Annotated in this window: 19 protein-coding genes; 12 read left to right on the top strand and 7 right to left on the bottom strand. The window is 56.8% G+C overall.

All coding sequences use genetic code 11. The annotated features are described in order from the left end of the window. Positions 1 to 76: 76 nt before the first annotated feature. The 3 genes from ACGY09_RS05970 to rlmN form a co-directional block, all read right to left on the bottom strand. Entirely contained in the window at positions 77 to 1,057 is a 981-nt protein-coding gene (locus ACGY09_RS05970; RefSeq protein ID WP_397570857.1) for a hypothetical protein, read from the bottom strand. Between the two features lie 132 nt (positions 1,058 to 1,189). After that, a complete protein-coding gene (locus tag ACGY09_RS05965) occupies positions 1,190 to 1,942 on the bottom strand; it encodes a phytanoyl-CoA dioxygenase family protein (protein ID WP_397570856.1) in 753 nt (250 codons plus the stop codon). Positions 1,943 to 2,253: 311 nt separating this feature from the next. Continuing rightward, positions 2,254 to 3,342, bottom strand: a complete 1,089-nt coding sequence (rlmN, locus tag ACGY09_RS05960; RefSeq protein ID WP_397570855.1) for a 23S rRNA (adenine(2503)-C(2))-methyltransferase RlmN — start codon at positions 3,340 to 3,342, stop codon at positions 2,254 to 2,256. A gap of 278 nt (positions 3,343 to 3,620) precedes the next feature. Between rlmN and ACGY09_RS05955 the strand changes: the two genes are divergently transcribed. Both ACGY09_RS05955 and ACGY09_RS05950 read left to right on the top strand, forming a co-directional pair. After that, positions 3,621 to 4,367, top strand: coding sequence for an ABC transporter ATP-binding protein (locus ACGY09_RS05955; protein WP_397570854.1), 747 nt, complete (start codon positions 3,621 to 3,623; stop codon positions 4,365 to 4,367). Positions 4,368 to 4,480: 113 nt separating this feature from the next. Further along, the gene (locus ACGY09_RS05950; RefSeq protein WP_397570853.1) at positions 4,481 to 6,130 is read left to right on the top strand and encodes a putative ABC exporter domain-containing protein; all 1,650 of its coding nucleotides are present in this window, start codon (positions 4,481 to 4,483) and stop codon (positions 6,128 to 6,130) included. 28 nt (positions 6,131 to 6,158) lie between these two features. Here ACGY09_RS05950 and ACGY09_RS05945 read toward each other — a convergent pair whose 3' ends face one another. After that, positions 6,159 to 7,163 (bottom strand): TIGR00266 family protein, encoded by a 1,005-nt coding sequence (locus ACGY09_RS05945; RefSeq protein WP_397570852.1) that lies wholly within the window; start codon positions 7,161 to 7,163, stop codon positions 6,159 to 6,161. 299 nt (positions 7,164 to 7,462) lie between these two features. Here ACGY09_RS05945 and ACGY09_RS05940 point away from each other — a divergent pair, with 299 nt between their 5' ends. Both ACGY09_RS05940 and ACGY09_RS05935 read left to right on the top strand, forming a co-directional pair. Further along, complete coding sequence (locus tag ACGY09_RS05940) at positions 7,463 to 7,816, top strand: Rieske (2Fe-2S) protein (RefSeq protein ID WP_397570851.1); 354 nt, start codon at positions 7,463 to 7,465, stop codon at positions 7,814 to 7,816. A gap of 225 nt (positions 7,817 to 8,041) precedes the next feature. Next, positions 8,042 to 9,361 carry a mandelate racemase/muconate lactonizing enzyme family protein gene (locus ACGY09_RS05935; RefSeq protein WP_397570850.1) on the top strand — a complete coding sequence of 440 codons (1,320 nt, stop codon included), beginning with the start codon at positions 8,042 to 8,044 and terminating at the stop codon, positions 9,359 to 9,361. Positions 9,362 to 9,479: 118 nt separating this feature from the next. On the opposite strand, the gene ACGY09_RS05930 is transcribed toward ACGY09_RS05935, so the two are convergent. Further along, on the bottom strand, positions 9,480 to 10,256 hold the full coding sequence (locus tag ACGY09_RS05930; RefSeq protein ID WP_373651187.1) for a hypothetical protein: 777 nt from the start codon (positions 10,254 to 10,256) through the stop codon (positions 9,480 to 9,482). A gap of 339 nt (positions 10,257 to 10,595) precedes the next feature. Between ACGY09_RS05930 and ACGY09_RS05925 the strand changes: the two genes are divergently transcribed. Beyond that, entirely contained in the window at positions 10,596 to 11,822 is a 1,227-nt protein-coding gene (locus ACGY09_RS05925; protein WP_397570849.1) for a hypothetical protein, read from the top strand. Positions 11,823 to 11,873: 51 nt separating this feature from the next. Beyond that, positions 11,874 to 12,902 carry a sugar phosphate isomerase/epimerase family protein gene (locus ACGY09_RS05920; RefSeq protein WP_397570848.1) on the top strand — a complete coding sequence of 343 codons (1,029 nt, stop codon included), beginning with the start codon at positions 11,874 to 11,876 and terminating at the stop codon, positions 12,900 to 12,902. A 201-nt stretch (positions 12,903 to 13,103) separates the two neighbouring features. Here ACGY09_RS05920 and ACGY09_RS05915 read toward each other — a convergent pair whose 3' ends face one another. Both ACGY09_RS05915 and ACGY09_RS05910 read right to left on the bottom strand, forming a co-directional pair. Beyond that, complete coding sequence (locus ACGY09_RS05915; RefSeq protein ID WP_397570847.1) at positions 13,104 to 14,462, bottom strand: fibronectin type III domain-containing protein; 1,359 nt, start codon at positions 14,460 to 14,462, stop codon at positions 13,104 to 13,106. A gap of 174 nt (positions 14,463 to 14,636) precedes the next feature. Beyond that, complete coding sequence (locus tag ACGY09_RS05910) at positions 14,637 to 16,217, bottom strand: M20/M25/M40 family metallo-hydrolase (RefSeq protein WP_397570846.1); 1,581 nt, start codon at positions 16,215 to 16,217, stop codon at positions 14,637 to 14,639. Between the two features lie 319 nt (positions 16,218 to 16,536). Between ACGY09_RS05910 and ACGY09_RS05905 the strand changes: the two genes are divergently transcribed. The 6 genes from ACGY09_RS05905 to ACGY09_RS05880 all read left to right on the top strand — a co-directional run bounded on the left by ACGY09_RS05905 (position 16,537) and on the right by ACGY09_RS05880 (position 24,162). Continuing rightward, positions 16,537 to 17,670, top strand: a complete 1,134-nt coding sequence (locus ACGY09_RS05905) for a hypothetical protein (RefSeq protein ID WP_397570845.1) — start codon at positions 16,537 to 16,539, stop codon at positions 17,668 to 17,670. 286 nt (positions 17,671 to 17,956) lie between these two features. Continuing rightward, the gene (locus tag ACGY09_RS05900; RefSeq protein WP_397570844.1) at positions 17,957 to 18,703 is read left to right on the top strand and encodes a metallophosphoesterase family protein; all 747 of its coding nucleotides are present in this window, start codon (positions 17,957 to 17,959) and stop codon (positions 18,701 to 18,703) included. A 205-nt stretch (positions 18,704 to 18,908) separates the two neighbouring features. After that, positions 18,909 to 21,008: a membrane protein insertase YidC gene (gene yidC, locus ACGY09_RS05895; protein WP_397570843.1), complete on the top strand. Its 2,100-nt coding sequence runs from the start codon at positions 18,909 to 18,911 to the stop codon at positions 21,006 to 21,008. 145 nt (positions 21,009 to 21,153) lie between these two features. Next, positions 21,154 to 22,638 carry a tRNA modification GTPase gene (locus tag ACGY09_RS05890; protein WP_397570842.1) on the top strand — a complete coding sequence of 495 codons (1,485 nt, stop codon included), beginning with the start codon at positions 21,154 to 21,156 and terminating at the stop codon, positions 22,636 to 22,638. A 3-nt stretch (positions 22,639 to 22,641) separates the two neighbouring features. Continuing rightward, positions 22,642 to 23,208, top strand: a complete 567-nt coding sequence (locus tag ACGY09_RS05885) for a GNAT family N-acetyltransferase (RefSeq protein WP_397570841.1) — start codon at positions 22,642 to 22,644, stop codon at positions 23,206 to 23,208. A gap of 138 nt (positions 23,209 to 23,346) precedes the next feature. After that, on the top strand, positions 23,347 to 24,162 hold the full coding sequence (locus tag ACGY09_RS05880) for a glycerophosphodiester phosphodiesterase (protein ID WP_397570840.1): 816 nt from the start codon (positions 23,347 to 23,349) through the stop codon (positions 24,160 to 24,162). The last annotated feature ends 16 nt before the right edge of the window (positions 24,163 to 24,178 follow it).

Genomic DNA, 24,178 nt, shown 5'->3' with positions numbered 1-24,178 from the left:
TCCCGTCTTGTCGGGGCCTTTATGTTTGGCGGGAACTCCGATTACACCTCGGGCGGATATCGGTCGTTCGGAGCAGTCAGGTTGTTGTGGCGCTGACGATTCTCCAGACACCCCGTTCCCCTTGTGCTGTACCGTCGCACGCTTCGTAGAACATCCGGTAACGAGGAGGTGAACCCGGTGGAGTAGGGAGTCTGATAATGCACATCTCAGAAGATTTAGCCGCGTCCCAACCCGTCGGCCCAGGTGAGATCGCGGGTTGCGGTTCTTTGATCCAGTTCAGTCCTTCTGAGGAGGTTGCTCGCAGGATGAAGGCACGGTTCGGTTCGCGATATCCGGCGTAGTACATGACGTAGCTGGGGGTTTCAGGGGTGCGGACGATTTCCGGAGCGAATGCGAAGCAGCGATCATAGGGGCCGTCCTGCGCGATTCGCACACCCGGTTCGAGCTGAAACTGCAGGCCATCCATTCCGGCAATTGCGCTGATAATTCCCCGTCCCCGCTCGTAGCAGTAGAGTCGACTTTGTCCGTTGTCGAGAAACACGATTCGGGGTGCTGAATAATTACAGCCCCGCTTCGCAAGGCGGTCACCCTCTTCGAGTCTCCAGGTCAATCCTTCATCGGTAGAGAGCGCGCTGCGGATGGAATTTGAGTCGGACTGGGGGCCGGCACTGCACTCAAAGTACATCCGCAGGGTATTCGCGTCGGCTGTCGGCACAACTTCGGACGACACGACTCGCAGGATGTCGTTGCCTGCGTCCACGGGGCCAAGGCGAACGCCGGGTTCGGGTTGCCAGTTTTCCCCATCGGTTGAGTGGGCGCTGATGATTCGCGCCATGGAGTGGTCGTAGTCATTGGCGCCGCCCGGATGGCCCGGCTGCGGAAGAATCTGCGTGTAGAACATCCGGTACATGCCATCAGGCAGTCGGATCACGCGCGGCGCGACGACCCCTGAAAGACCTGTTCTCACGGCATCAGTCGGCCAGATTGCTTCGGGGCGGGGGTTTGTATCCTCATCTGGCGGAGCGTCCAGCAGGATCCGACGATCCTTCGTCCACACAGGCCCGGGGTCAGTCGGGACCATGTGAACTATGGATGACGCGGTTCTCGATCGGCCCATGTCGATCATGGTGGGATATGCCTCGTATTGAGAAGGGGGATCCGAACAATGACAGACCGGGGGATGGGGGTGCTAGTTTTTCAGCCCCATTTCCTGCCGCTGTGCGCGAGCTGATTTTTCGTAACGTGCGAAGGCTTCTTCGTCACGGCGGCACGAGATCCCTTTGAACACCATGGCGAACGATCGCCGGTGTCGCTCAGCGGAAATATTGGCGTCAGCTCGATGAATGGTCATCCCGTGATGGGCCACCACATCGCCTGGTTGCAGGCAAATGGCCACTTCACGCGTGAAGTCATCGGGGGTGTAGTCGATGATGCCCTGTGAAAATCCCAGGATTTTGGATCGAGCGTGATTGCGGTATCCCTCGCGATGCGATCCGGAAACATACCGGAGGCAGCCGTTCTCTGCGTCGACAGAATCAAGTGCCATCCAGATGGTGATGACATTCGACGGTGTGAGGCAGAAGTAGTAGTTATCCTGATGGGGCGGTGTCACGTGATTGGTGCCGGGGGGCTTATTGAACCATTCCGGCTCTTCGGCTTCCACTTCTTCGCCGACCAGTGCGGCTGCGAGTTCATTGAAGGGGGAGTCTTGCATGAATTCGCGAAAGTAAGCGTCGCGACCGATGCGCTGAAGTTGCTTGAGTGTCTCGGGTCGTGACCGGTCCTGATAGAACGCTTCGCTGTCGGGAAGGGACGGGACCACGTCGCGAATGTATCGGTCCATGTTTTCGCGTAACTCAGCAAATTTCGATTCGGGAAGCAGTTGCCTCACGATTACAAAGCCCTGCTCTTCGTAAAGCCGTTTCTCGCGTTCGTATGGCATCTCTGATGGTCCCGTATGAGTCCGATCCCTGAATCGCTACGACACTTGCGCATGATCGACGGGGGCTGCGGACGCAGTACCGCCCGCTCCACCCGCCCAAACTGACGAATAAATACTATTATAAGACAGTCGTATTCACAACTCATCATGTGAAGGTGCTTCTGCACTGCAGAGCAGGAAGTCTCGTCTTGTTGAGGAGATGGAGAAAATGCCGGAGATTCTCAGCCATGCCCAGTTCCTGACGTGTCCCGGTGGTACTGAACCGGCGGGAAATAAAAGGTATTAAAGCTGTCGTGCGAAGTGTCGTGAGACTATCTTTGCAGTCGCAGCAGCTTGGGCGGGAGGTTTTCTGCATCCGATTTCAGTTGTCCGCAGGCGGCCATGATGTCTTCACCCCGAGTGGCTCGGACGGCCGACGAAAATCCCCCCTCGCCGATGATGCGGGCGAAGGCCTGGATCCGCTCAGATGTGGAAGTCTGGTAAGCCGCACCGGGCCAGGGGTTCCACGGAATCAAGTTGACCTTGGCGTGAATCCCTTGCAAAAGACGAACAAGTTCGCGGGCATCCGCGTCGGAGTCATTGAGATCCTTGAGCATGACATACTCGAACGTGATTCGTCGCGCATTGCTTGCTGCAGGGTACTCACGACAGGCACGCAGAAGTTCGCTGATCGGATATTTCTTGTTTAATGGCACAAGTTCATTCCGCAGATCGTCACGGACAGCATGCAAACTAATCGCAAGGTTGACGCCCAGTTCCCGACCCACGCGTTCAATCATCGGCACGACGCCGGCCGTCGAAAGCATGATACGGCGACGGGAAATCCCGATGCCATCTCCGTCCATGATGATTCGCAGGGCCCGGGCGACGTGGTCGTAGTTGAAAAGAGGTTCGCCCATTCCCATCAGGACGAGATTTGTGCAGAGGCATTCGGTTCGCTTGCGTCCCCATTCCTGCAGACGATCACGGGCATTCAGGACCTGCGCGACAATTTCCGCTGCGGTCAGGTTCCGCGCGAGTCTCATCGTGCCGGTATGACAGAAACTGCACGATAAGGTGCAGCCGATCTGGGACGAGATGCACAAAGCGCCCCGATCCGTTTCCGGAATGAAGACAGACTCAACCCGTTGTCCATCGGTCCATTCGAGCAACCATTTGCGTGTCCCATCGGTCGAGATGAGTTCCCGCGAGATCGTCGGGCGGGCTAGGGTGAAGTGTTCGGCCAGTTGCGCCTGCGTCTTCCGGGCGAGTGTGTCCATCTGAGAAAAGTCGGTCAGTCCTCGGACGTAGACGCCATTCCAGACAGCTTTGATCGCCCTGGAATCGATCCCGAGTTCCGCGAGTTTCTCCGCCAATTGAACGCGGGTTAACTCTGTAAGGACAATTTTCGGCGTAGACATGTCTGAAACGATCCGGGTTGGGCAGAACTGAGCTTGGCAATAAAAGAGAACGGGGCTGTGTCAGAATACGGATGTGGCGTGTCTCACTTCGGGTGGCCTTGCCACTGCGTGCCGTCTGACCCGGGGCTCGAATCTGGACGGGAGGGGTAGGGGGCACAATGGTATTTGGGCGTCAAACTCATACAATTGCCAGCACGTCAGATTCGCGGTGGGCCAATCAAGAGTCAGTCACCCGACGTTCTCGGGCAGCATTCCTCACCAACAACGAAATGCAGTCTATGATCCGAGTAGAAGGCTATGAAAAGTCTTACGGCAATACAATCGCCGTTCGCGGATTGACGTTCGATGTGGCGGCGGGTTCTGTTCTGGGGATCGTCGGTCCCAATGGTGCGGGCAAAACCACCACGATGCGGGCTCTGGCCGGAATCATCCATCCGTCCGCAGGACGCCTGATGGTCGCCGACCATGATGTCGTCGCGGACCCGATGGCGGCAAAAAAGGAACTGGCATTCATTCCGGATGAGCCTCAGTTATTTGATGTTCTGACGGTGTGGGAACACCTCGAGTTTACCGCGTCCGTCTACCGTATGAACGATTTTCGGGAAGCAGCGGAACGGTTACTTGAGCAATTCGAACTGACCGAGAAAAGAAACACGATCGCACAGGAACTTTCGCGCGGGATGCGGCAGAAGGTTGCGATCTGCTGTGGATACCTGCACCAGCCGAAAGCGATCATCTTTGATGAACCCCTGACGGGGCTCGATCCACGGGGAATCCGAACTCTGAAAACGTCGATTCGGGAACGGGCGGCGGATGGAGCTGCCATCATGGTGAGCTCGCACCTGTTGGATTTGATCGATGACCTGTGCAGCCATCTGTTGATTCTTCATCGGGGTGAATCTCTCTTCCAGGGGACGATTGCAGAGGCGAAAAGTCGTCTTGAATCCGCAGGTGACAACACCTCGCTGGAAGACATCTTTTTCGAGTTCACCGAGCGGCGATCGGTGATAATTACTCCCCCTTGAAAGGCCTTCATTCGGGGTTGCGAAGACCGGTTGAGGTCATTCGATTAAACAGATGAAGATTTCCGGTTTCGCGTTGATGGCATTGATGGTTGCACTGAGCAGGAAGCGATTCGATGTTTCACCCCGCATTATGGAAGCTGATTCGATTCCAATGGCGGGGGAACTTTCGCCAGTTCCGCAAAAGCCTGCGAACGCCGCGGGGGATCTTTCAGGCGCTGTTCATCTTTGCGATGATTCTGTACGGCCTCGGCTCGCTCTACCTGGCCACAAGGTTCAGTGCTCAATCCGCCCCGCTCGCGAAGGTCTTTGGACAGCTGCAGGATGATTTCCTGCCGCTCGGTCTGTTCGGCTATGTCTGCTATGCCCTGTTGTTTCAGACGGGCGAATCAACCGTTTACTACACCCCGAGCGAAGTCGCATTCCTGTTTCCGGCCCCGATCACGCGAAAGCAGCTCCTGACATATCCATTGCTGAAAAGCCATCTCGGAATGGTCACGATATCGGTGATGTTCGCTCTGGTTTCAACTCCCCGGCTATCAATGATCCTTCCGCGAGCGGCGGCACTGGTGATGACGTTATCCTTCGTGCAATTGCTCACGATCAACGTGGCCTTCACCAGGCAAATACTGAAGGCGAGAATCAACACGATCGTGCGGCAGGTACTGGGGCTGGTGATTGGCTCGCTGGTACTCATGGGCATCATGCAGACTGCGGGGACTGCCGCAGAGGATCTGGCTTCGTTCCTCACCATGTTTAAGGAATCTCCTGCGGGATCCGCTCTACTGGTTCCATTTCAAGTTTTTGTTGGGGCGCTCCGTGCGGACGACTGGCCGTCGTTTCTGTTCAACGCGGCCATCATTCTGCTGGTTGACACGGCCTTGTTGGTCCTGGTGTTTCGACTGGATGGGCTGACGCTTGAAGCGGCGATGGCATTCAGCGAGAAGATGACGCAGCGAATGAAAGCGCTGCAATCCAAGGGGATCTGGGATGCCTTCAGCCCGACCAATTCCGAAGTGGCGCGACGCCGGCTTCCCCCGCTTCCGTTCTGGTCAGGGATCGGACCCATTCTCTGGCAGCGGATGACGACGACGATCCGGTCGTCCGCCAGTACGTTGTGGATTCTGGGAGGAGCCGTTCTGTTCGCCTCGGGGCTGGTCTACCTGATGGCAACCTCGAACTCCCCGCAGACACGAGAATTCGGGGCTCCTGCAGCCGGAGTGGGGGCGATGGCCTATCTCAGCTTCCTGATCTGCCTGACTCTTCAGCACGATATCGAGCGAGTCGGTTACCTGAAATCGCTACCAATCCGATCAGTTTCGATCGTCCTCGGGGACTTGGTGGGATTTCCCCTGATTGTTTCGGCTATCCAGATTGTGTTTATCGGAATGTTGAGCTGTTTCTTCCCGGCGGTCGCGATCTGGCTGATCTGTGGCGCCGTCCTTATGGTTCCGATGAATTTCCTGTTGTTCGCAATCGATAAGCTGGTCTTCTATGTCTATCCGACGCGAATGTCGAAGGGGGCTCCCGGTGATTTCCAGAATTCAGGAAAACAGATCATATTCATCGCGCTCAAGATGCTGATGCTGGGAGCGGCATTACTGCTGATGGGGCTCGCAGCCATACCGGGCGGGGTCGTTTTTCAATCGCCGTTCATCGCGGGGATTTCTGCCGCCGCAGCGCTGCTGATTCAGTGCGTGGCCATCGTTCCATTGCTGGTGATGGCGTACACACGATTTGACCCCAGTACCATCATTGTCCAGTAGTCAGCAGTCAGCGCTGAGGGGGAGCCGACTACTCGTTTCCTCCCATCAGCATACTGCCGATCCCCCCGAGGACGCTCCCTTCATCTTTGCGTGAAGCCCCGATTCCCGCCGACATCATCCGGCCTGCCAGACGCGAGAAGGGTAAGGACTGCAGCCAGACTTCTCCCGGCCCCGACACGGTTGCCAGAAACAATCCTTCGCCCCCAAAGAGAGTATTCTTAAAACCGCCGACGAATTGAATGTCGTACTTGACGGAGGGCTGCAGGGCGACAAGGCATCCCGTGTCGAGTTTGAGGACCTCGCCCGGCCTGAGAGTCCTTCGCATCAGGGTTCCACCAGCATGAATCATGGCCACGCCGTCGCCTGTCAGCTTCTGCATGACGAAGCCTTCGCCGCCGAACAACCCCACACCGATTTTCTTCTGGAAGGCGATCCCCAATTCGATTCCTCGCGCTGCACAAACGAAGGAATCCTTCTGACAGATCAGTTCTCCACCGATCTGTGTGAGGTCGACCGCCAGGATCTTTCCGGGGTAGGGTGAGGCAAACGCAACTTGACCTTTGCCTTTGCCCGTCTGAGTAAACGTTGTAATAAACAGGGATTCGCCTGTCATTACCCGCTTGCCAGCCGTCATGAGTTTGCCCAGCAGCGAGTTGTCTTGTTTCGAGGGATCGCCGAAGCGAGTCTCCATTTTGATCTCGCTGGTCATGAACATCATTGCGCCCGCTTCGGCCATGACCATTTCGCCGGGGTCCAGTTCCACGACGACGTACTGCATCTCTTCGCCGAAGATTTCGTAATCAATCTCATCGGATCGTCGGGACGATTGGCGCAGCGGTGGCGGGGTCGGGGGACTCACCTCTTCCATGATCTCGTCGACATGCTTGGCCTCGGTCCACTGGACGAGGCCCGGACCGAACACAAGAGTTTCTTTTCCATCGAGCTTCGGTAATGCCGCTTTCAGTTCGGCCAGTGACATTGGACCGACCGACTGCTGGCCGTCAGCGTAGTACCACACTTCACTCGAATTCATCGTCGAAGCTCCGTGGAAGGATATTGCTTCACAGTCAACGTGCGCGATGGTCCCCCTGAACCGGAACACCATCGCATCCAGCGGGTTTGCATTGCTGAAATCATCTGCGGTAACCAGGGCGCCCGGTGATTAACGGGCCGTCCCCATTTCTCCGGGGCTTCTCGTTTCAGCCGTTTCGGTCGGGAACCATGACCCGATGTCTGGATCGATTTCCCCGAACGAGGATACTACGCTGGAACGAGTGCAACGGATCAAATGAGTTCAAAATTGTGACAACGAATACTCTACAAGGCAATTCGATGATGACTGATGCGAATTTGGAATTTCAAACCGTCTGCACAACCGAGGCGATTCCAGAGGGAGAAGGCCGAGCATTTCCGCTGAATGGAACTCTGGTGGCGGTCTTTCGGCGCGGTGGGGAATTTTTCGCGATCAATGATTCCTGCCCCCACATGGGCGCTTCACTGGCAGCCGGGTATCTGGAAGGCTGCGACGTGATCTGCCCCTGGCACGCCTGGAAATTCAGCGTCAAAGACGGGACCTGGATGGACAGCCCCAAGTCGAAGATCAGGACCGAATGCTACGCCATCAAAGTTGTGGGGAACGAAATTCAAGTCGAAGTTCCCAAACCCCGGTCATCGACGAGCGAGTAATCGACGCTGGAATTCGACAGCCCACTCCGCGGGTGGGACGGGTTGGTATCACCAGAACCTGGCATCGGTTTCTTGTTCCCGAGGCACCGCGCGGCAACTCCTGGCACGATGGGAGGGGACCTGCGTTGAGTTCAAATTTTTCTGCTGTTTCGCCATAGTTGCGTTGTCCCCGACCTGTTTGACGGGACCTCCCATCCGGCGTTTCACCCAGAGGTTAATACTCCCTTGACATCCAACGTTGACCAGACTTTTCGGGCTTCCAGTCCCACTCAGGAACATGCTTTCCGGGGGGGACCTCGCATTACCGCGATCGAGACGCTGATTCCCCACGATATCATGGGGGGACTGCTGATGTTGCGGCTGCACACGGACGGGGGAACCGTCGGTGGAGAACCGCTGATCGGACACGGCGAAACGTATTACGTCCCTCAAGCGGTTGCGGCGACACTGCATGACTGGATGTCACGGCGACTGCTGGGGGCGGATGCCACAGCGATCGAAAGCCACTGGCGATTTCTATACGAACGGGGGACTGCGTTCGGAGTTCGTGGCTGTGAGCTGCGGGCGATCAGTGCGATCGACCTGGCGCTTTGGGATATCCTTGGCCAACTGACGCAAAAGCCGATCTGGAAGCTGCTAGGCGGTCCTGTCCGTGATGCCATTCCTGTTTACAACAGTTGTGGTGGTCCTTCGTACGGACGCCGGCCGTACTCGTCCGAAGGTCCGTCAGAGCCCCCCTCATCAGGCTGGCCCGGTCATGGTGATCTCGGCCGCCCTGGTCCACTCGAGGATAACTACAACAGCGTTCATCACCCCGGCGATCTGGCTGAAGAACTGCTGGCCGAGGGCTACACTGCCATGAAGCTGTGGTCGCTGGACCGCATCTACAAAAATACGGGCGGCCATCGCGTCAGCTGGACCGATCTCGAAGAGGGTCTGCAGCCATTCCGCGCCATCCGTGAACGGGTCGGACTGAAGATGGAAGTCATGCTCGATGGGCATGGGTTCTTCACTCTTCCCGCCGCCCTGCGGATTGCCGAGGCAATGCGTGAGCTGAAGCCACTTTGGCTGGAAGATGTCATTCGCCCAGACTGCGTCGATACGATCGCGGACTTCCGCGACCGTGCAGGAGTTCCCATTGCCGTCAGTGAGATGCTGGTCAGCCGTGAAGAGTATCGGTTGATTCTGCAAAGACGTGCTGCCGACTACGCGATGATCGATCCCACCTGGGTCGGGGGGATCAGTGAAACACGCAGAGCGGCCGAGCTGGCTCAGGCGTTCAATATTCCCGCCTTGATGCACGACTGCACCGGCCCACTGACACTATTTGCAGGGCTGCATGTGACGGCGTCCTGTGCGAATGTGACGTATCAGGAAACCGTTCGGGCTCACATCAAGACGCTGTATCCGATGATGATCGATGAACCGCCGACGGTTGTGAAGGGACACATCGCGCTGCCGACTCGGCCGGGATTAGGGGTTCGTCTGCTGGATGAATTGTTCACTCCCGACCACCCGGGATATCGCATCACCCGACTTCAATAGCGGTAGCAAATCGGACATTGCTGCGACCCCAGACGACGACAAAGCCCGGCGAGGATTGAATCCCTGCCGGGCTTTTTTAGAAATGTCTGATCAACGCTGCCTGACCAGATCAGTCTGATTACTTGTCAAACATCTTTGCAGAAACCTTCAAAGGCTTCTGGACGTTTTCCCCTTCTTTCACGTTGACGACGTATTTCTTTTCCAGGTAACCGGCCGTCTCTTGCCAGACGATGAATTCGTGCGAGCCGACGGGCAGGTCGGTAATCGTGAATTCGCCGTTTTCATCGGTGATGGCTGCATAAGGATGGTCGACGATCACCCAGTAGGCTTCCATCCAGGGGTGAATGTCGCATTTGACTTTCACGGGCAATCGTTCAGCAACCGTCAGGGGCTTCACCGAGACCCCAGTCCGATCCTTCGGTGCCACGACAAAGTTGTCCTGGCGATTCTTGATCGGGTAGGTGTGGGTGTTGTGAGCGGCTTCGTCGTCGGAGAGCACCAGGACGGTCTGGTCTGTTCGGACCAGCAGAACGTGTGGCAGGAACCGGCAGCCGGCCTGATCGAAGGTCACTTGTGACTTTTCGCTTTTGGCGACCGATGGAGCGATCTTGGCGGGCTTCTTCTGAAGGTAGACCACCACATTCGCGATTCCCTTGGATGTCGGGTTCACGACGAGCGACTCATTGGGAACATCCTGAGCCGCGCAGACGGCAGCGTCTTTCGCCTGGGCATCCCCTTTAACGACCAGCACCTTCTGGGTTTTGGCGGGAGGTTCACCGTCGAGCAGAACCTGGCCCTTTACGGTTCCCCACTGGGCGGAAGCCGTATTGCAAAGTCCCGCGCCAAGGAATGCCGCCGCGACGCACGCGGTGGAAAGGAAAGAGAATTTTGGCATCCGAAATCACTTTCAGAAAAGAGTTGTGAGGCCTTCCTGCCTGCGGGGAGAGGCATCCGATCCTCGTATTGAAGTTAGGTTACATTATGGCCGAATGAAGCCCGGGAACAAGAATAGACGCGAAAATTTACTGTGATCCCAGATCGTGCGTGCATCATATCGTGAGGTGAATTCCGCCTATTTTGGCGGCCCGCAATCCTCGGCAGCGCGTGACGATTGCATTTCAGGTGACAAACCTCAAAAATCTCGCTCCCCGTCCTCCATTCCCCGCTCCGACGGACTGAGTGTTTCGGCTATCGATTTTTACGACGCGACCGCTTTCAGCAGAGTCCTTTGACCATGGCCAACGTGAAACAACTGGCGTCCGCTGCTTTGACCGAGGGCAAGGGGGTCTTGCGATTGGCTCCGAACTGGGTCCCCCGGGTCTTTCTTCAGCCCGGACGCCGCCTGAAATTGCACCCGGCAGATTACTACGCGCTGGGGACGCATCGGGGAGGCATCGACGAACGGTGGTTCAGTTCGACCACGCCGACGACCAATGAAGGGGCACCACCCGACGAAGGGCTGTCTTACTGTGTGCACGCAGGTCAAAAGTTCACGTTGAAGGATGTGATTGCCGAACTCGGGGCGGAAGTGGTCGGCGACCACATCTGGAATAAGTACCAGCGATGGCCCGTCTATTCCAAGTTCTTCGACAACATGGGTCCCATTCCGCACCACATGCACCTCGATACTGAGCGGGCGCAACTGGTGGGGCAGGAAGGGAAGCCCGAATCGTATTACTACCCGCCTCAGCTCAATTCGACGGTGAACAATTTCCCGTACACCTTCATGGGGTTGGAACCGGGGACGACGAAGCAGGATGTGATCGATTGCCTGGCCCGCTGGAATGATGGCGACAATGGGATCCTCGATCTGTCCAAGGCCTACCGGCTGAAACCGGGTACCGGCTGGTTGATTCCACCCCGTGTACTGCATGCGCCCGGCAGCCTGCTCACCTACGAACCCCAGTGGGGAAGCGACGTCTTTGGAATGTACCAGTCGGTGGTCGAAGGCCGCGCCGTCCCTCGTTCGCTGCTGACGAGGGATTTTCCGAAGGCCAAGCATGACGACCTTGAGTATATCGTCGACGCTCTTGACTGGGAAAAGAACGTCGATCCCCATTTCAAAGACAGCAACTATCTTGAGCCGATCCCTGTTGCCGATACTGAGCGAGAGGGCTACGTCGATCGCTGGATCGTCTACGGCAAGGTGAATGGTGAGCAACTCTTTACTGCGAAAGAGTTGACCGTGAATCCAGGCGCAAAATTGACACTGAAAGACGGCGGAGCTTATGGCTGGATTACCGTTCAGGGCGAAGGAAAGATTAACGGATTGCGGTTGCAGACACCCGCGATGATCCGGTTCGGTCAGTTGACCGATGATGAGGTGTTTGTCACGGCCAAGGCCGCTGCAGAGGGGGTGACCATTGAAAATACGGGATCGGAACCGCTGGTTTCACTCCGCTATTTTGGCCCTGATGCGCAGCCTGATGCACCCAATGTGGGTGACTATCAGCGCCGGTAATTGTGCTTCCAGATTTACGTTACACGACTCTGCGACCTCGAAGGAACATTCATGAGCAACTCGTTTCCAAGACTTCACAATGCCATGTGGCCCGGTCTCGTCGGAAAAGGTTCCCCGGGGGCTGAACCCTTCATCGCACTCGATCGCATGCTCGAACTGACGACGCAGGCCAATGTTAACGGCCAGAAGTTTGATGGTGTCGATCTGTTCCTGTTTGATCCTCACATCAATATCGATCTGAGTGAAGACGACGTCAAAAAGATCGCTGACAAAATCGCCGCCAAGGGGCTTGCCGTTGGATCGCTGGTGGCTCCCGTCTGGCCCGGGACCGTCGGCGACAGCGCCATGGGTACGCCAGAGCAGCGAGCGAAGTTTGTTCTGGCAGTGAAGAAGGCGTGTCGGATTGCTCAGATCTTCAATGAGCATGGCGTCCGGAAGTACGGAGTCATCCGCATCGACGCAGCGACAGGTCCGGCCCACTGGCTCGAAGACCCTGTTGCAAACACGAAAAAGATCGCCTCGACGTTCCGGGAAGCCGGGGTCGTTGCCGCAGCGCACGGTGAACGCCTCGCCGCTGAAGGGGAAATCTGCTGGGCCGGGATGCACTCCTGGAAGAATATGGTCGATCTGCTCGAACAGACCGACATGCCAGGCACCGTCGGATTCCAGGCGGATCAGGCGCATACGTACCTGTACCTGATGGGTTACAACGCCCCCGAGCATGCTCTGCTTAAGGAAGGATACTCCCAGGCGGAATTCGACGCCGCCTACACCCAAATGACGGATGCTCTGCGGCCCTGGACGATTGATTTCCACGTGGCCCAGAACGATGGAACCGTTCACGGCACCGGAACACACGATAAGACCGGACGTCACTGTCTGGCCGATGATCCGAAGGGGAAACTGGATATTGTCAAGACGGCGGCCTACTGGCTCAAGGGGGCAACCGATCGCGGCATTCAGCACATCTGCTGGGACGGTTGCATGTTCCCGAACAGCACGCTGGAAGACCCCAAGACCTGGAACACCATCCTCGCGACCATGATCAAGGTGCGAGACAATTCCGGCTGGAACGCATAACGAGCCCACCATTTGAGGGGCAGACGAAGACCAGGGAAGAGTCTCCTTGCCAGGGCAATGTCTCTGCTCGAGAAACGAAAAACCACCGGTCGGCGATGTGATCGCTGACCGGTGGTTTCGTTACGGGTCACTGATTTTCGGGTTTGTCGGAAACATCGACGGCAGGTGTGCGGTCCGGGCGGACCGCAGACGGGACGCGATTTACTTTGGTGCCCGCAAACGGGCGGGCGTCGGAGGCACCTGTTCGATTAACTGATTCACCTCACCCGGCTTTTTGACGAGGGTAAATCCGTCATACGGTTGACCCGTTGCGGTACGAGCCTGATAGCGCAGTTCATTTCCATCGACGGTGATGATTTGAAAGAGTTGCGTGTCTTCGGCAACCCGCTGGAATTCAGGGCGGATCGGCTTGCCAATGTCATACAGCTTGGGGCCGCTGACGGAGACGACGTACACCGTCCCCTGTTCCCCCTGAGCCGTGACGCCCGTCGTGCTGTTTACGAGTCCTGATCGGGCGTAAGTATGGTCGTGTCCTTGCAGGACCAGGTCGACTTTGTACTTGTCGAAAATGGGTTGCCAGTTGTCGCGGATTTCCAGATTGTCGCGGTTCTTGGCGCTGGAGTAGATCGGATGATGCATGGTCACGATCGTCCAACGGATGGAGGAATCTCGTGACGCCAGCACACTTTCCAGCCACGGATTTTGCGCTGCAATCTTTTCGTTCGAGTTGAGAGAGATAATCCGTGTCCCCTGGAAGTCGACGTAGTACACAGTCTCGATCAGGTTCGCAGGGCCGTTCTCTGGCAGTGCAAACTGGGGCTTCCAGTGGTTTGACAGATGAGGGATCTTTTCGGGGCCCACCCGTTCGTATTCATGGTTACCCGGGGTCGTTACATTGGGGATCATGGCGTTCATCCAGCCCCCGGCCCAATGCCATTCGCCCCATTCGGCATCGCTGTTGGCGCGGTTGATCAAGTCACCGGCGTGCAGCAGAAAACGGGCTTTGGGAGCGTCTGTAAATGCTTCGCGAATGACGCGCGACCAGAGCGACTTGACCTCCGTCTGAGCGTCGCCGAAGTAGATGAAGGTGAATGGCTCGGCCTGGTCACTGGCCGTTTCGAAATGGTACCACTCAGTCCAGTTCAGCCCATCGCCCACCCGGTAGGCGTATTTTGTCTTGGGCGTCAGTGCGTTGAACTCCACTGTGTGGTAGTGCGCATTTGAGAGATTGGATTGCAGAGGGGTTGTCTTCGCAGTCAATTGCCGCGCACTGCGAGAAAAGACTCCGTTGTCACCCGCGACCGCGATTTCCGCCAGCCCCTGTTTTACGGTGGTGTCTGTTCGCCATGTCACGGCTTGCGTCCGCGAGGGGTCGCCCGTCCAGGAAAGGATCACGCGATCTGGAAGCGGCGTGGGCTTGTAAGCCTCTGCGTCAGCGACTTTGATCGGGGTTGAGGCATCCGGCTCGCCCACACTGTCTACGGCAATGGCCGATGTTCCGCAGCCCATCGAGCTCAGCAGCCATCCACTTATTGCCAGGCTGCAGACGATACATCTCATTGATTCAAAACCTCGTTCTTAACAGGGCCCTCGGGCAGTCTGCCGACGTTCGGCGACCTCCGTTATAGTCATTTTCACGATACCACGCGTGAAGTTTTGATGAATACCGAACACGAAGGAACCGTTTGATCCTGGTTTCCTGTCACGAACGGACGGCAGGGATGCGTCCAGGAGCTATGGATTGGCCACAGCGGCAGCAGGAGGCTGCCGTTCGTCCGTCACGTCAACGCTGAGATCTTGAATTCGTCCGTCGCGCTCGATACGGAATTGAAACGGGCCGGGTTCGGTCGTGACCCGTTGCTTCATTTCTTCGGACGAGTTCAAGGGACGACCGCCAAAACTGAGGATCACATCACCGACCGAGATGCCGGCTCGGGCGGCGGGCGAGTCGGCGATGACCTGGGCGATTACGACGGAGTCAGGGAGGGCAGGATCATCGCGCCAGCCCGCGCCGAGTCGAATCGGTGAGCCGGCCAGGTTTGCTGTCAATTCGAGGGGGGACCCGACTCCGGGGCGTTCGATGCGGATTGCGACAGGGTTCTTCGCCGCCAGGATCGTGGATTTTAAGGTGTCGAAGCTGTTGTTTTGCTGCCAGACCCCGAATTGCACAAGGCGGTCTCCGGGAAGCAGGCCGGCATTCGCCGCGGGGGAGCCCGCGTTGACCTGCGCGATGGTCATCAGGTTTTGCTTGATACGACGTTCGTCCCAGGTGACTCCCAATCGCACCGGCGGAGGTGTCAGTTCACGTTGCACCATCCAGTCGGGCGGTGGTTCGGTGAGAGCGTCACGACGGAAGCGAGGGAACTCGGGCCGGTTCGCCGCATCGAAGATGAGCCGGTAGGCATACTCTGTCATGACTTGAAGGCCGTCCCAGTTGATGCGATCGGGATCGTCTGTCGGGCGGTGATAGTCATCGTGTTTATCCGTATCCAGGTGGATTGCGGGGATACCGGCGGAATAGAAAGGATGGTGGTCACTATCCGCGATGACTTTCGGCTGGTAGGCCAGTAACAGGAAGTTGTTGGTGTTATGAGCGGCCAGGAACGGTCTGAGACCTGCAGCGGAACGCCATCCGACGGTGATGACCTTGCCATTCCTCAGTCGCCCCAGCATGTCGAGATTGAGAACGAACCGAAGTTGTTGAAGTGGGATTGTGGGGTTGGCGACCCAATGTTTAGATCCGAGCAGGCCGACTTCTTCGGCATCCCAGAACGCGAACAGAATGCTGCACGCGGGACGCGGTTCCAGGGACGAGAACGCTTCGATCAGCTCAAGTACCGCCGCGGTGCCGCTGGCGTTATCGTCTGCACCGTTATGCACATAGCCAAGCGGTCCTTGGCTGTTGGAGGCCTTTCCGTATCCGACGTGATCATGATGAGCACCCACCACGACGACCTGATGCTTTAATTTTTCATCTGACCCCGGCAGCAGAACGAGTAGATTCTGGTAGTCCCCGCCAAATTCCTGGACACGTTCGGGTGGTACTGCGGTACGGGCCCGAATCGTCTTGAGAGCCGTTCGCAGGTAGGCGACCGTCGCTTTACCTCCGCGTGAACCTGCTTCACGGCCTTCGAGCGCGTCGCCCGCCAAGGTGACGACATGCTTGCGCAGGTCTTCGATATTGATCTTCGACAGGCCCGATGAGCCCGCAGTGACCTCCTCCGCCGCTGACGTGGCAGTCAGAAAAACTGCACGAGCCAGGATGATGAGCAGCAGGACCACGGATCCCCAGGGGGAACTTGGGTGGCGAATCACTCTTTCTACTCCTTTGTGAGCCCAGTCGATGCCGCACGTCCAGGCGGTGGTGTGTCTCATGTTCTGCGGGAAGCCAAAAGAGCACAATCCGGATTTTCCTGTCATGCCGAAGTTCTCTGCTTGCGACGGCGGCCAAATGAAATGCGGAGAAGTCCATGCTGCAAAGAGGCCTCGGCAAGTCGAGGCCCGGATCCCGGTGGCACAGTGGCACTTTCTGCCGGAGTTGATGTTGACGAGGAAAGTGTTTTCTGGAAAAACCTGCCGGACCAGATGGGTCGCCGGTGCGCCCCGTACCACGTTCATTTATGAGGCCGGTGTGGTGAGCAACGTTCTTCTGAGCCTGTTTGCGATGCTGATCAGCGGTTTGCCCGCACAGGCAACCGGTGTTTCAGAGCGGGATCGTGGCTTGGCCGTGGTTTTCCGCGAAGAAGACCCCGCCGTTACTGCGCCCATTCAGCACCCGGGCTGGCTGCGTGAACCCTCTCAAAAACGTCCGGTCGTCAGAGGTCAGTCGTATGGCGGGACGTATGATTCGCCTCCGTCAACGCCACCTCTGGCTGCTCCGTACCAGCCCTACGACCCGTTTGCACTGCAGGCGGGGCCGGATCCGGTCCTGCCCTATGTGAATGACCCGGGGCAGCCGGTCCTTTCCGGGGTGAACGGTCCTCAGCCCGAGCGATTTGGCTTCACCCCTATGTTTGACGGCTACTATCTCGCTCCTGCGGGGACATCAGGGCCGGCAGATGGTTATTTCTCGGTACAGGCTTATGATGCTGCGTTGAAGTACACTGCGATGCTGACCCCCGAATGGATTTTTACGAACACGGCTCAGGCAGGGGTCCGGTTGTGGGACGGACCTAACTATCCGGATCTTCCCGGTTCGGTGTACCGGTTCGGATGGGATTTCCTGTTGAATTCGCCGACAGTCGGCGGATGGACGGCACAGCTTGATTTCAATCCGTCGATTAACACCGACTTTGACGGTTCATTAGGGCGTGAGGCATTCAATCTGGATGCGTATGGTGCGCTGCTCTATCGAACTTCGCCCCAATGGATGTGGGTGTTGGGGGTTCAGTACTGGGACCGCGTGGACAATATTATCATCCCCTACGCCGGGGCCGTCTGGAACCCGAACGAACGCCTGGAGTTGCGGATGTTATTTCCGAAATCCCGCATCAGCTATTTTCTGGGGAATTTCGGCAATGGATCTCACTGGCTCTATGCTCAGGGAGAGTACCATGTCGAATCGTACCAGATTCAGCAGAACGGAAACCGCGATCAGATTCAGCTCGCCGACTGGAGAGTCGGGATGGGGCTTCGCAGCGACCATCAGTGGTATGACAAGTATTTTGAGGTGGGGCTCGTCTTCGGTCGACAAAATACTTTTCTGAATTCGACGCCCGATTTTAATGTGAACAATGGTCTGATGCTGCGATTCGGGGTGCGGTTCTGATTCTTTGAAATCGTCGCATGAGCCGATCTCAGGTGGGATCGGATATCAGAATTCAGTCGCAGAAAAGGGGATTCATGGCACGCTGGCCCGATAGTACGCGGTCCAATGTCATCGGGTTGCTGATCGTATTCTTCCTGTTTCCGCTACTCTGCTGGCTCGCCTGGTGGTGGCTGAGCTGATTGTTTGTTGGCCTCAATGCTTGCCGCGAACGTCCCTCAGTTTTATGATCACCAATCAGAAATTGAGAGGGAGACGTTTTTGCCCCGAGCCGTCCGGCAAGGAAATTGTGTTGCGCGCCATCATCAGCGATATCCACGCGAATCTCGAAGCGCTTGAGGCCGTACTGGCCGACATTCGCCAGCAAAATATCTCCGATATTTATTGCTTGGGGGATATCATTGGCTATGGACCGAATCCGTGCGAATGCATTGATCGGATCATGGCTTCTGCGAAGCAGTGTCTGTTGGGAAATCATGATCAGGCAGCGCTGTTTGATCCGGAAGGATTTAACGCCAGTGCGGAACGGGCCGTTTTCTGGACGCGAAAGACGCTGGAAAATGGTTCTGGTCCACAGGCCGACAAGCGATGGGATTTTCTCGGCGAGCTTCCGCGGGTGATCCGTGAACCGAACCTGTTATTTGTCCACGGGTCTGCTCGAAATCCTCTCAACGAATATGTCTTTCCAGAAGACATTTACAACCAGCGGAAAATGGATCGCATTTTCTCGCTGGTCGAGCGTCATTGTTTTCAGGGCCATACGCACATCCCGGGCGTATTCACCGAAGACCTGAATTTTCTCGCCCCCGAAGAGATCGATTTCCAGTACGAGTTGGGCGAGAAAAAAACGCTGGTTAACGTCGGTTCGGTCGGCCAGCCGAGAAACGGCGACAATCGGTCGTCCTACGTCGTTCTGGATGGAAACAAGGTCTTCTTCAAGCGAGTCGAATACGACTTCAACAAGACGGCGAAGAAGATCTTTGACATTCCTGATCTCGACAATTTTCTGGGAGAGCGTCTTGCTGACGGACGCTGAAAGTTAGAGTGTGAACCGCGACGTGAATTCTTGCGTTCAAGTTTGATCGATCTGGTCATGTGAAAATTTCCCCAGGTCCTTCTTGAATGTTTGAAACCCCGCCTGAATGGCCTTGCGCTGTCAGGCTAGACTTCTTGGGAAATTGGTATCCGGAATGGAACAGCGGCGGTTTTTTTTGTTTTTTGTGATGTCGATGGCGATCTGGATGGCGTGGATCAATTTCGCCGTCCCCGTCCTCTTCCCCGAGTTCGCCAAACCCCCCAAACAGGTTGTTAATCTCGACGACACACCCGCAGACAGCTCGGATGCAAGTCGTGGCGATGCTGTTGCCGACGGGCTGAAACCCGCCAATGTCGAAGTCGCTGAACCACAGGTTAAACCCGCGGCTGCCCCAGAAGCTCAGCTTCCTGCGCATCCCGCCGTGAATCTGTATGTCGGCCCTCCCGATCCTGACAAAAACCCCGACAGCAAGCTCAACGCACAGATCGATGAATTCTTCCTGGCGGCCAATCTCGATAGTCGCGGCGCATCCGTGGAATATATCGAGCTGACGGATAAGGAGCGTTTCCCAGCATTCGGGCGCCGCGGTGACCGCGTCCGTGTCGTCGGCAGCGACGATGCAGAATTGCGATCCAGTCGGAAAACTTACCATCGGACGTTCGGTCTTCGGTCACCTCAGATCGATCATGCGCTGGCCCCGACATCGCTCGATGAAATCCCCTGGGAAATCGTCCAACCCGCAGATCCTCAGGAAAAAGACCGTACGGCAACGTTCCGGTACACGTCACCTGATGGACGATGGGAATTGTTGAAACGCTTCGAACTGAAGCAGTTGACTCACGAAGAACTGAAGCAGCGAGATATTCGTCAGACACTGCTCGAAGGGTATGAACTGAAGCTGAAGGTCACCGTCAAGAACCTGACTGATCAGGAACTTCCCTTCAACTATACGTTGCAGGGGCCGGTGGGAGTCCCGCTGGAAGATGCCGATAACTCGTACAAATACCGCGATGTCCGAATGGGCTTTTTGCGGGACGACGGCGTTACCCTCGACGAGAATAAGCTTTCAGCCTCGGAAGCAGTAAAGAAAGCACGGGCTGACAAGACCGAAGTCTGGAAGCGTAAGGTCAAGTACATCGGCGTCGATGTTCTCTACTTTGCAGCCCTCGTGATTCCAGGTCAGGATCAGGTCGAGTCGACCCGCGCGGTCGTGACCAATGAAAATCCTGCCAAAATCGAACACAGCGATGTCTCCGTTGCGCTGTCGTCTCCGACGATCAATGTGCCGGCGAAAGACGAATTCACCCACGAATACAGCATGTTCGCCGGGCCGAAGAAGAAGGAACTGGTCGCCCAGATTCCCGCTCTCGCAGTGATGGACTACGGATGGTTCGATACGATCTGCCGTGGCATGGTCTGGCTGTTGAACATGTTCCACAGTCTGGGACTGAGTTACGGGATTGCGATCATTTGCCTCACGGCGCTGGTCCGAACAGCTCTGCTGCCGATCTCGAAACATCAGGCGGCAAACGCGGCCAAGATGAAAGAGCTGCAGCCAAAGCTGATGGAAAAGCAGAAGGAGCTGGAGCAGAAGTACGGCAAGGGGACTGACGAGTACATGCGGGCCGCTCAGGAATTGAGCAAAGAACAGCTCGGCCTGATGTTCAGCGGCTGCTTGCCCGTTTTGCTGCAACTTCCGATCTTCATCGCGCTCTACCGGGCGATTGGCAGTTCGATTGAGCTTCGCATGGAACCATTCCTGTGGTTCGAGAACCTGGCTTCGCCCGATGCGCTGTTCAAGCTGCCGTTCGTCGTCCCCTGGCTCGGCTGGACCCATTTCAACCTGCTGCCCTGTATTTCGACGGGGCTGATGTTCATTCATCAAAAGCTGACGATGCCAGAGCCGACCAATGAGGAACAGGCTCAACAGCAGAAGATGATGAGTTTCATGATGATCTTCATGGGAGCCATGTTCTTCCGTGTTCCCTCGGGACTCTGTCTGTACTTTATCGCGACCAATATCTGGTCAATGACAGAACGCTGGGTCTTCGAACGATTGAAACGAAAATCGGCGTCGGCAGAGACTTCCGCCGTCGCACTCACTGACGGATCGTCCGCTTCGACCGCAAAAGCGGGTGTCATCGGTAAACCAGCAGCGACAAAAAACGACAGCGAACCCGCCAAGCCAACAGCTCTGGGGAGCTTCTGGGAACGGTTGCAGCAGTCGGCAGACAACCAGCACTCGGCCACGCGGCAGCTCGGCAATGGCGTACGGCGTGACGACAAGAAGAAAAAGAAGAAGTAATCCCACTGTCTGACGGACCGGCCGGTGGCGGCAGTTTGCCAATGCAGACTGAGCCGCGACATTGTCCGGTTCCGATGACGTGAAGTGCACAGGTCTGCTCGCGGGTCGTTCGGCAGGTCAGAACAGGACGATTCGGGAGAGGGACATGACGATTGATCTTCTGGTCAATCCGCCAACCGGGGTGGACGCGGCTTTGCCTGCTGAGCGTTCGGCAGGCCACGTGGTCGACTTCTCGGTCGACACCCCGATCGCTGCCATCGCTTCTCCACCAGGGGGGGCCGCTCGCGGGATCATTCGTATTTCCGGCCGCGAGGTCGCGAGCTTCGTCGACGGACTCTTTGAACCGGTCGCCGCGGACGCCTGGAACGCTGCTCGAACTGCTGCGATGCATCCGGGAACGATCCGGTTTCGTGGCGACACGCGTGAAGTTGCGGTCCCCGTCCAGGCCCTGTACTGGCCGAATCGGCGGAGCTACACCGGACAACCACTGATCGAACTTCACCTCCCCGGCTCGCCTTGCCTGATCGAAGCGGTCCTGAGTGAAATCTACCGGCGGGGTGTCCGGCCGGCCCGACCAGGGGAATTTACTTTACGTGCGTTCCTGGCCGGGAAACTGGATCTCATCCAGGCAGAGGCCGTACTGGGAGTGATTGACGCTCAGGATCAGGTTGAGCTGCAAACGGCGCTGTCGCAGCTTGCCGGAGGTGTCTCCGGTCAACTGGCCGAGCTACGTGGTCAACTGCTGGAATTACTTGCCGATCTGGAGGCGGGACTCGACTTCATCGAAGAGGATATCGAGTTTGTCAGCCGCGAGGAGGTCGCTCGCCGGTTGCTTGGAGCCCGTGCAGTTGTCGATGCGCTGCTGCAGCAGACGTCCGACCGAATGCAGTCGCGTGTTCGGAAGCAAGTCGTGCTGGCCGGTCTGCCGAACGCAGGCAAAAGTACGATCTTCAATCGCCTTGCAGGTCTCAATCTTGCGCTGGTCTCGCCTGAGACTGGGACGACTCGCGATTTCCTGACGCGGACGATCAACTGGAACGGGCTGATGTTCGATCTGGTGGACACAGCGGGATGGGAAGAGCAGACAACGGGGATCTCCGCCGCGGCCCAGCAGCAGCGGAACGAGCAGCTTCGCAGAGCTGACCTGCTTGTCTGGTGCACGGCGGCCGGGGTAACTCCTGCTGATGCCGCACTCGATGACTTCCTGTTTGAACAAGCCAGCAGTGGTGCGTCCGCGTCGGTTCGCTTACTGACAAAAATCGATCTGGGTCCTGAGTTCATTACCTCAAGTCGTGGCGCTGCTGATTACTACAGGCTGCTGCCCGTCAGTGCCGTTACCGGTCAGGGATTGGCCGAGTTTGAAGAGCAACTGAAGCAGCGACTGTCGCAGAGTCACAGCCGAAACAGCCAGTGGCTGGGAATGACGGCTGCTCGATGTCGAGACACGCTCGAGTCACTCTCGGCGTCACTTCGCCACGCCAGCGATGCCGCCCAGCAGGAAACCGCGGGCGACGAACTGATCGCCGTCGACTTGCGACAGGCGCTGGATGATCTAGGGGTCATTCTGGGAGTGGTTTATACGGACGACATTCTCGACCGTGTCTTTAGCAAGTTCTGTATTGGGAAATAGCGAGTGACGGAAGATCTGCCTCAGGAAATCAAAACGGACCGCCTGCTGCTGCGTCGGTGGCGTGAATCGGATGGACCACTTTTCGCCCAGATGAATGCCGATCCGAAGGTGATGGAGTGTTTCCCGAGTCTGTTGACACGAGAGGAAAGTGACGAGTCCATGCGGCGGATCTGTGAGCATTTCGATGAGCACGGATTCGGACTGTGGGCCGTCGAAGTTCCCGGGACTGCCGAGTTCATCGGGTATGTGGGACTCAAATATCCGACATGGCAGGCCTGGTTTACTCCTTGCGTGGAAGTCGGCTGGCGAATCGACTCCCGTTACTGGGGGAATGGTTACGCCCCGGAGGCGGCCAAAGCCTCACTGGAATTTGCGTTTCACGCTGCGGGACTGAATGAAATTTACTCTTTCACCGTCCCGCACAATCTGCGCTCGCGTCGAGTGATGGAAAAGATTGGGATGACCCATTTGCAGGAGCACGACTTCGCTCATCCGATCCTGGCACCTGACCATCCGCTGTCGCGTCATGTCCTGTACCGAATTTCGCGCAGCGACTTCGCGCGATCCTGAATCAGACAGGGGGTTCTCTGAGGACCCCCGAGGAACGCGGTCAGATGACGCTCCCGGTCATAGCTGATAAAACAGCCACTTCAGCACAGCATCAGCGAATGGGATAGCAACCACGAAGATCTAACAGCGAGAACTCGAATGGACTTGAAGCTAATTGTGTGTGGACTGATCGTCATGACCGCATCTTCGGTTGAAGCTCAACGGATCGTCGCCCATCGCGGGGCATCACATGATGCTCCAGAGAATACGTTGGCTGCGTTTCAGCTGGCCTGGGAACAAGGTGCCGATGCGATCGAGGGGGATTTCTATCTGACGCAGGATCAGCAGATCGTCTGCATCCATGATGACAAGACCAAGCGCACCAGCGGCGAGGACTACATCGTTTCCATGTCGACGTTCGATGTGCTGCGCAAGCTGGATGTGGGACGGTGGAAGGATCCCCGTTTTACCGGTGAGAAGATTCCGACATTGTCAGAAGTCCTCGCCACGATTCCTCCTGGTAAGCAAATTTATATCGAAGTCAAATGCGGTCCTGAGATTGTTCCCTTTCTGTTACCCGTCTTGAAGCAGTCTGGACTGAGCCCCGAGCAGACAGTGGTCATCAGCTTCAATCAACAGGTCATCGCAGAGACCCGTCGGCAGATTCCGGAAATCCAGGCCTACTGGCTCGTCGGCTTCCGTCAGAACAAGGAGACGAAGGTTTCGGAGCCGTCTCTCGAATCCATCCTGCAGACCGCAGCCGAAATTCAGACGCAGGGAATCGATCTGCAGGCGAATAGGGATCGGCTGAATGACGACTTCGTCAAGCAGCTTCGTGATCGCAAGCTAAGCTTTCATGTCTGGACCGTGAACGCGCCTGCGGATGCACTTCACTTCCAGAAACTGGGGGTCGACTCGATCACGACGGACCGACCCGCGTATCTGCGGCAGGAACTGAACCTGCAGAAGAACTGAGAAGGAGCCACGGCCG

It is taken from the genome of Schlesneria sphaerica, from assembly GCF_044336245.1.
GTDB classification, from domain to species: domain Bacteria; phylum Planctomycetota; class Planctomycetia; order Planctomycetales; family Planctomycetaceae; genus Schlesneria; species Schlesneria sphaerica.
This window is presented reverse-complemented; position numbering and strand designations above follow the sequence as displayed.

Excerpts from the sequence above, each read along its gene's own strand:
- ACGY09_RS05965 (WP_397570856.1), bottom strand. The coding sequence starts at position 1,942 with ATGCCATACGAACGCGAGAAACGGCTTTACGAAGAGCAGGGCTTTGTA.
- rlmN (WP_397570855.1), bottom strand. The coding sequence starts at position 3,342 with ATGTCTACGCCGAAAATTGTCCTTACAGAGTTAACCCGCGTTCAATTG.
- ACGY09_RS05955 (WP_397570854.1), top strand. The coding sequence starts at position 3,621 with ATGATCCGAGTAGAAGGCTATGAAAAGTCTTACGGCAATACAATCGCC.
- ACGY09_RS05950 (WP_397570853.1), top strand. The coding sequence starts at position 4,481 with ATGTTTCACCCCGCATTATGGAAGCTGATTCGATTCCAATGGCGGGGG.
- ACGY09_RS05945 (WP_397570852.1), bottom strand. The coding sequence starts at position 7,163 with ATGAATTCGAGTGAAGTGTGGTACTACGCTGACGGCCAGCAGTCGGTC.
- ACGY09_RS05940 (WP_397570851.1), top strand. The coding sequence starts at position 7,463 with ATGATGACTGATGCGAATTTGGAATTTCAAACCGTCTGCACAACCGAG.
- ACGY09_RS05930 (WP_373651187.1), bottom strand. The coding sequence starts at position 10,256 with ATGCCAAAATTCTCTTTCCTTTCCACCGCGTGCGTCGCGGCGGCATTC.
- ACGY09_RS05925 (WP_397570849.1), top strand. The coding sequence starts at position 10,596 with ATGGCCAACGTGAAACAACTGGCGTCCGCTGCTTTGACCGAGGGCAAG.
- ACGY09_RS05920 (WP_397570848.1), top strand. The coding sequence starts at position 11,874 with ATGAGCAACTCGTTTCCAAGACTTCACAATGCCATGTGGCCCGGTCTC.
- ACGY09_RS05915 (WP_397570847.1), bottom strand. The coding sequence starts at position 14,462 with ATGAGATGTATCGTCTGCAGCCTGGCAATAAGTGGATGGCTGCTGAGC.
- yidC (WP_397570843.1), top strand. The coding sequence starts at position 18,909 with ATGGCGTGGATCAATTTCGCCGTCCCCGTCCTCTTCCCCGAGTTCGCC.
- ACGY09_RS05890 (WP_397570842.1), top strand. The coding sequence starts at position 21,154 with ATGACGATTGATCTTCTGGTCAATCCGCCAACCGGGGTGGACGCGGCT.
- ACGY09_RS05880 (WP_397570840.1), top strand. The coding sequence starts at position 23,347 with ATGGACTTGAAGCTAATTGTGTGTGGACTGATCGTCATGACCGCATCT.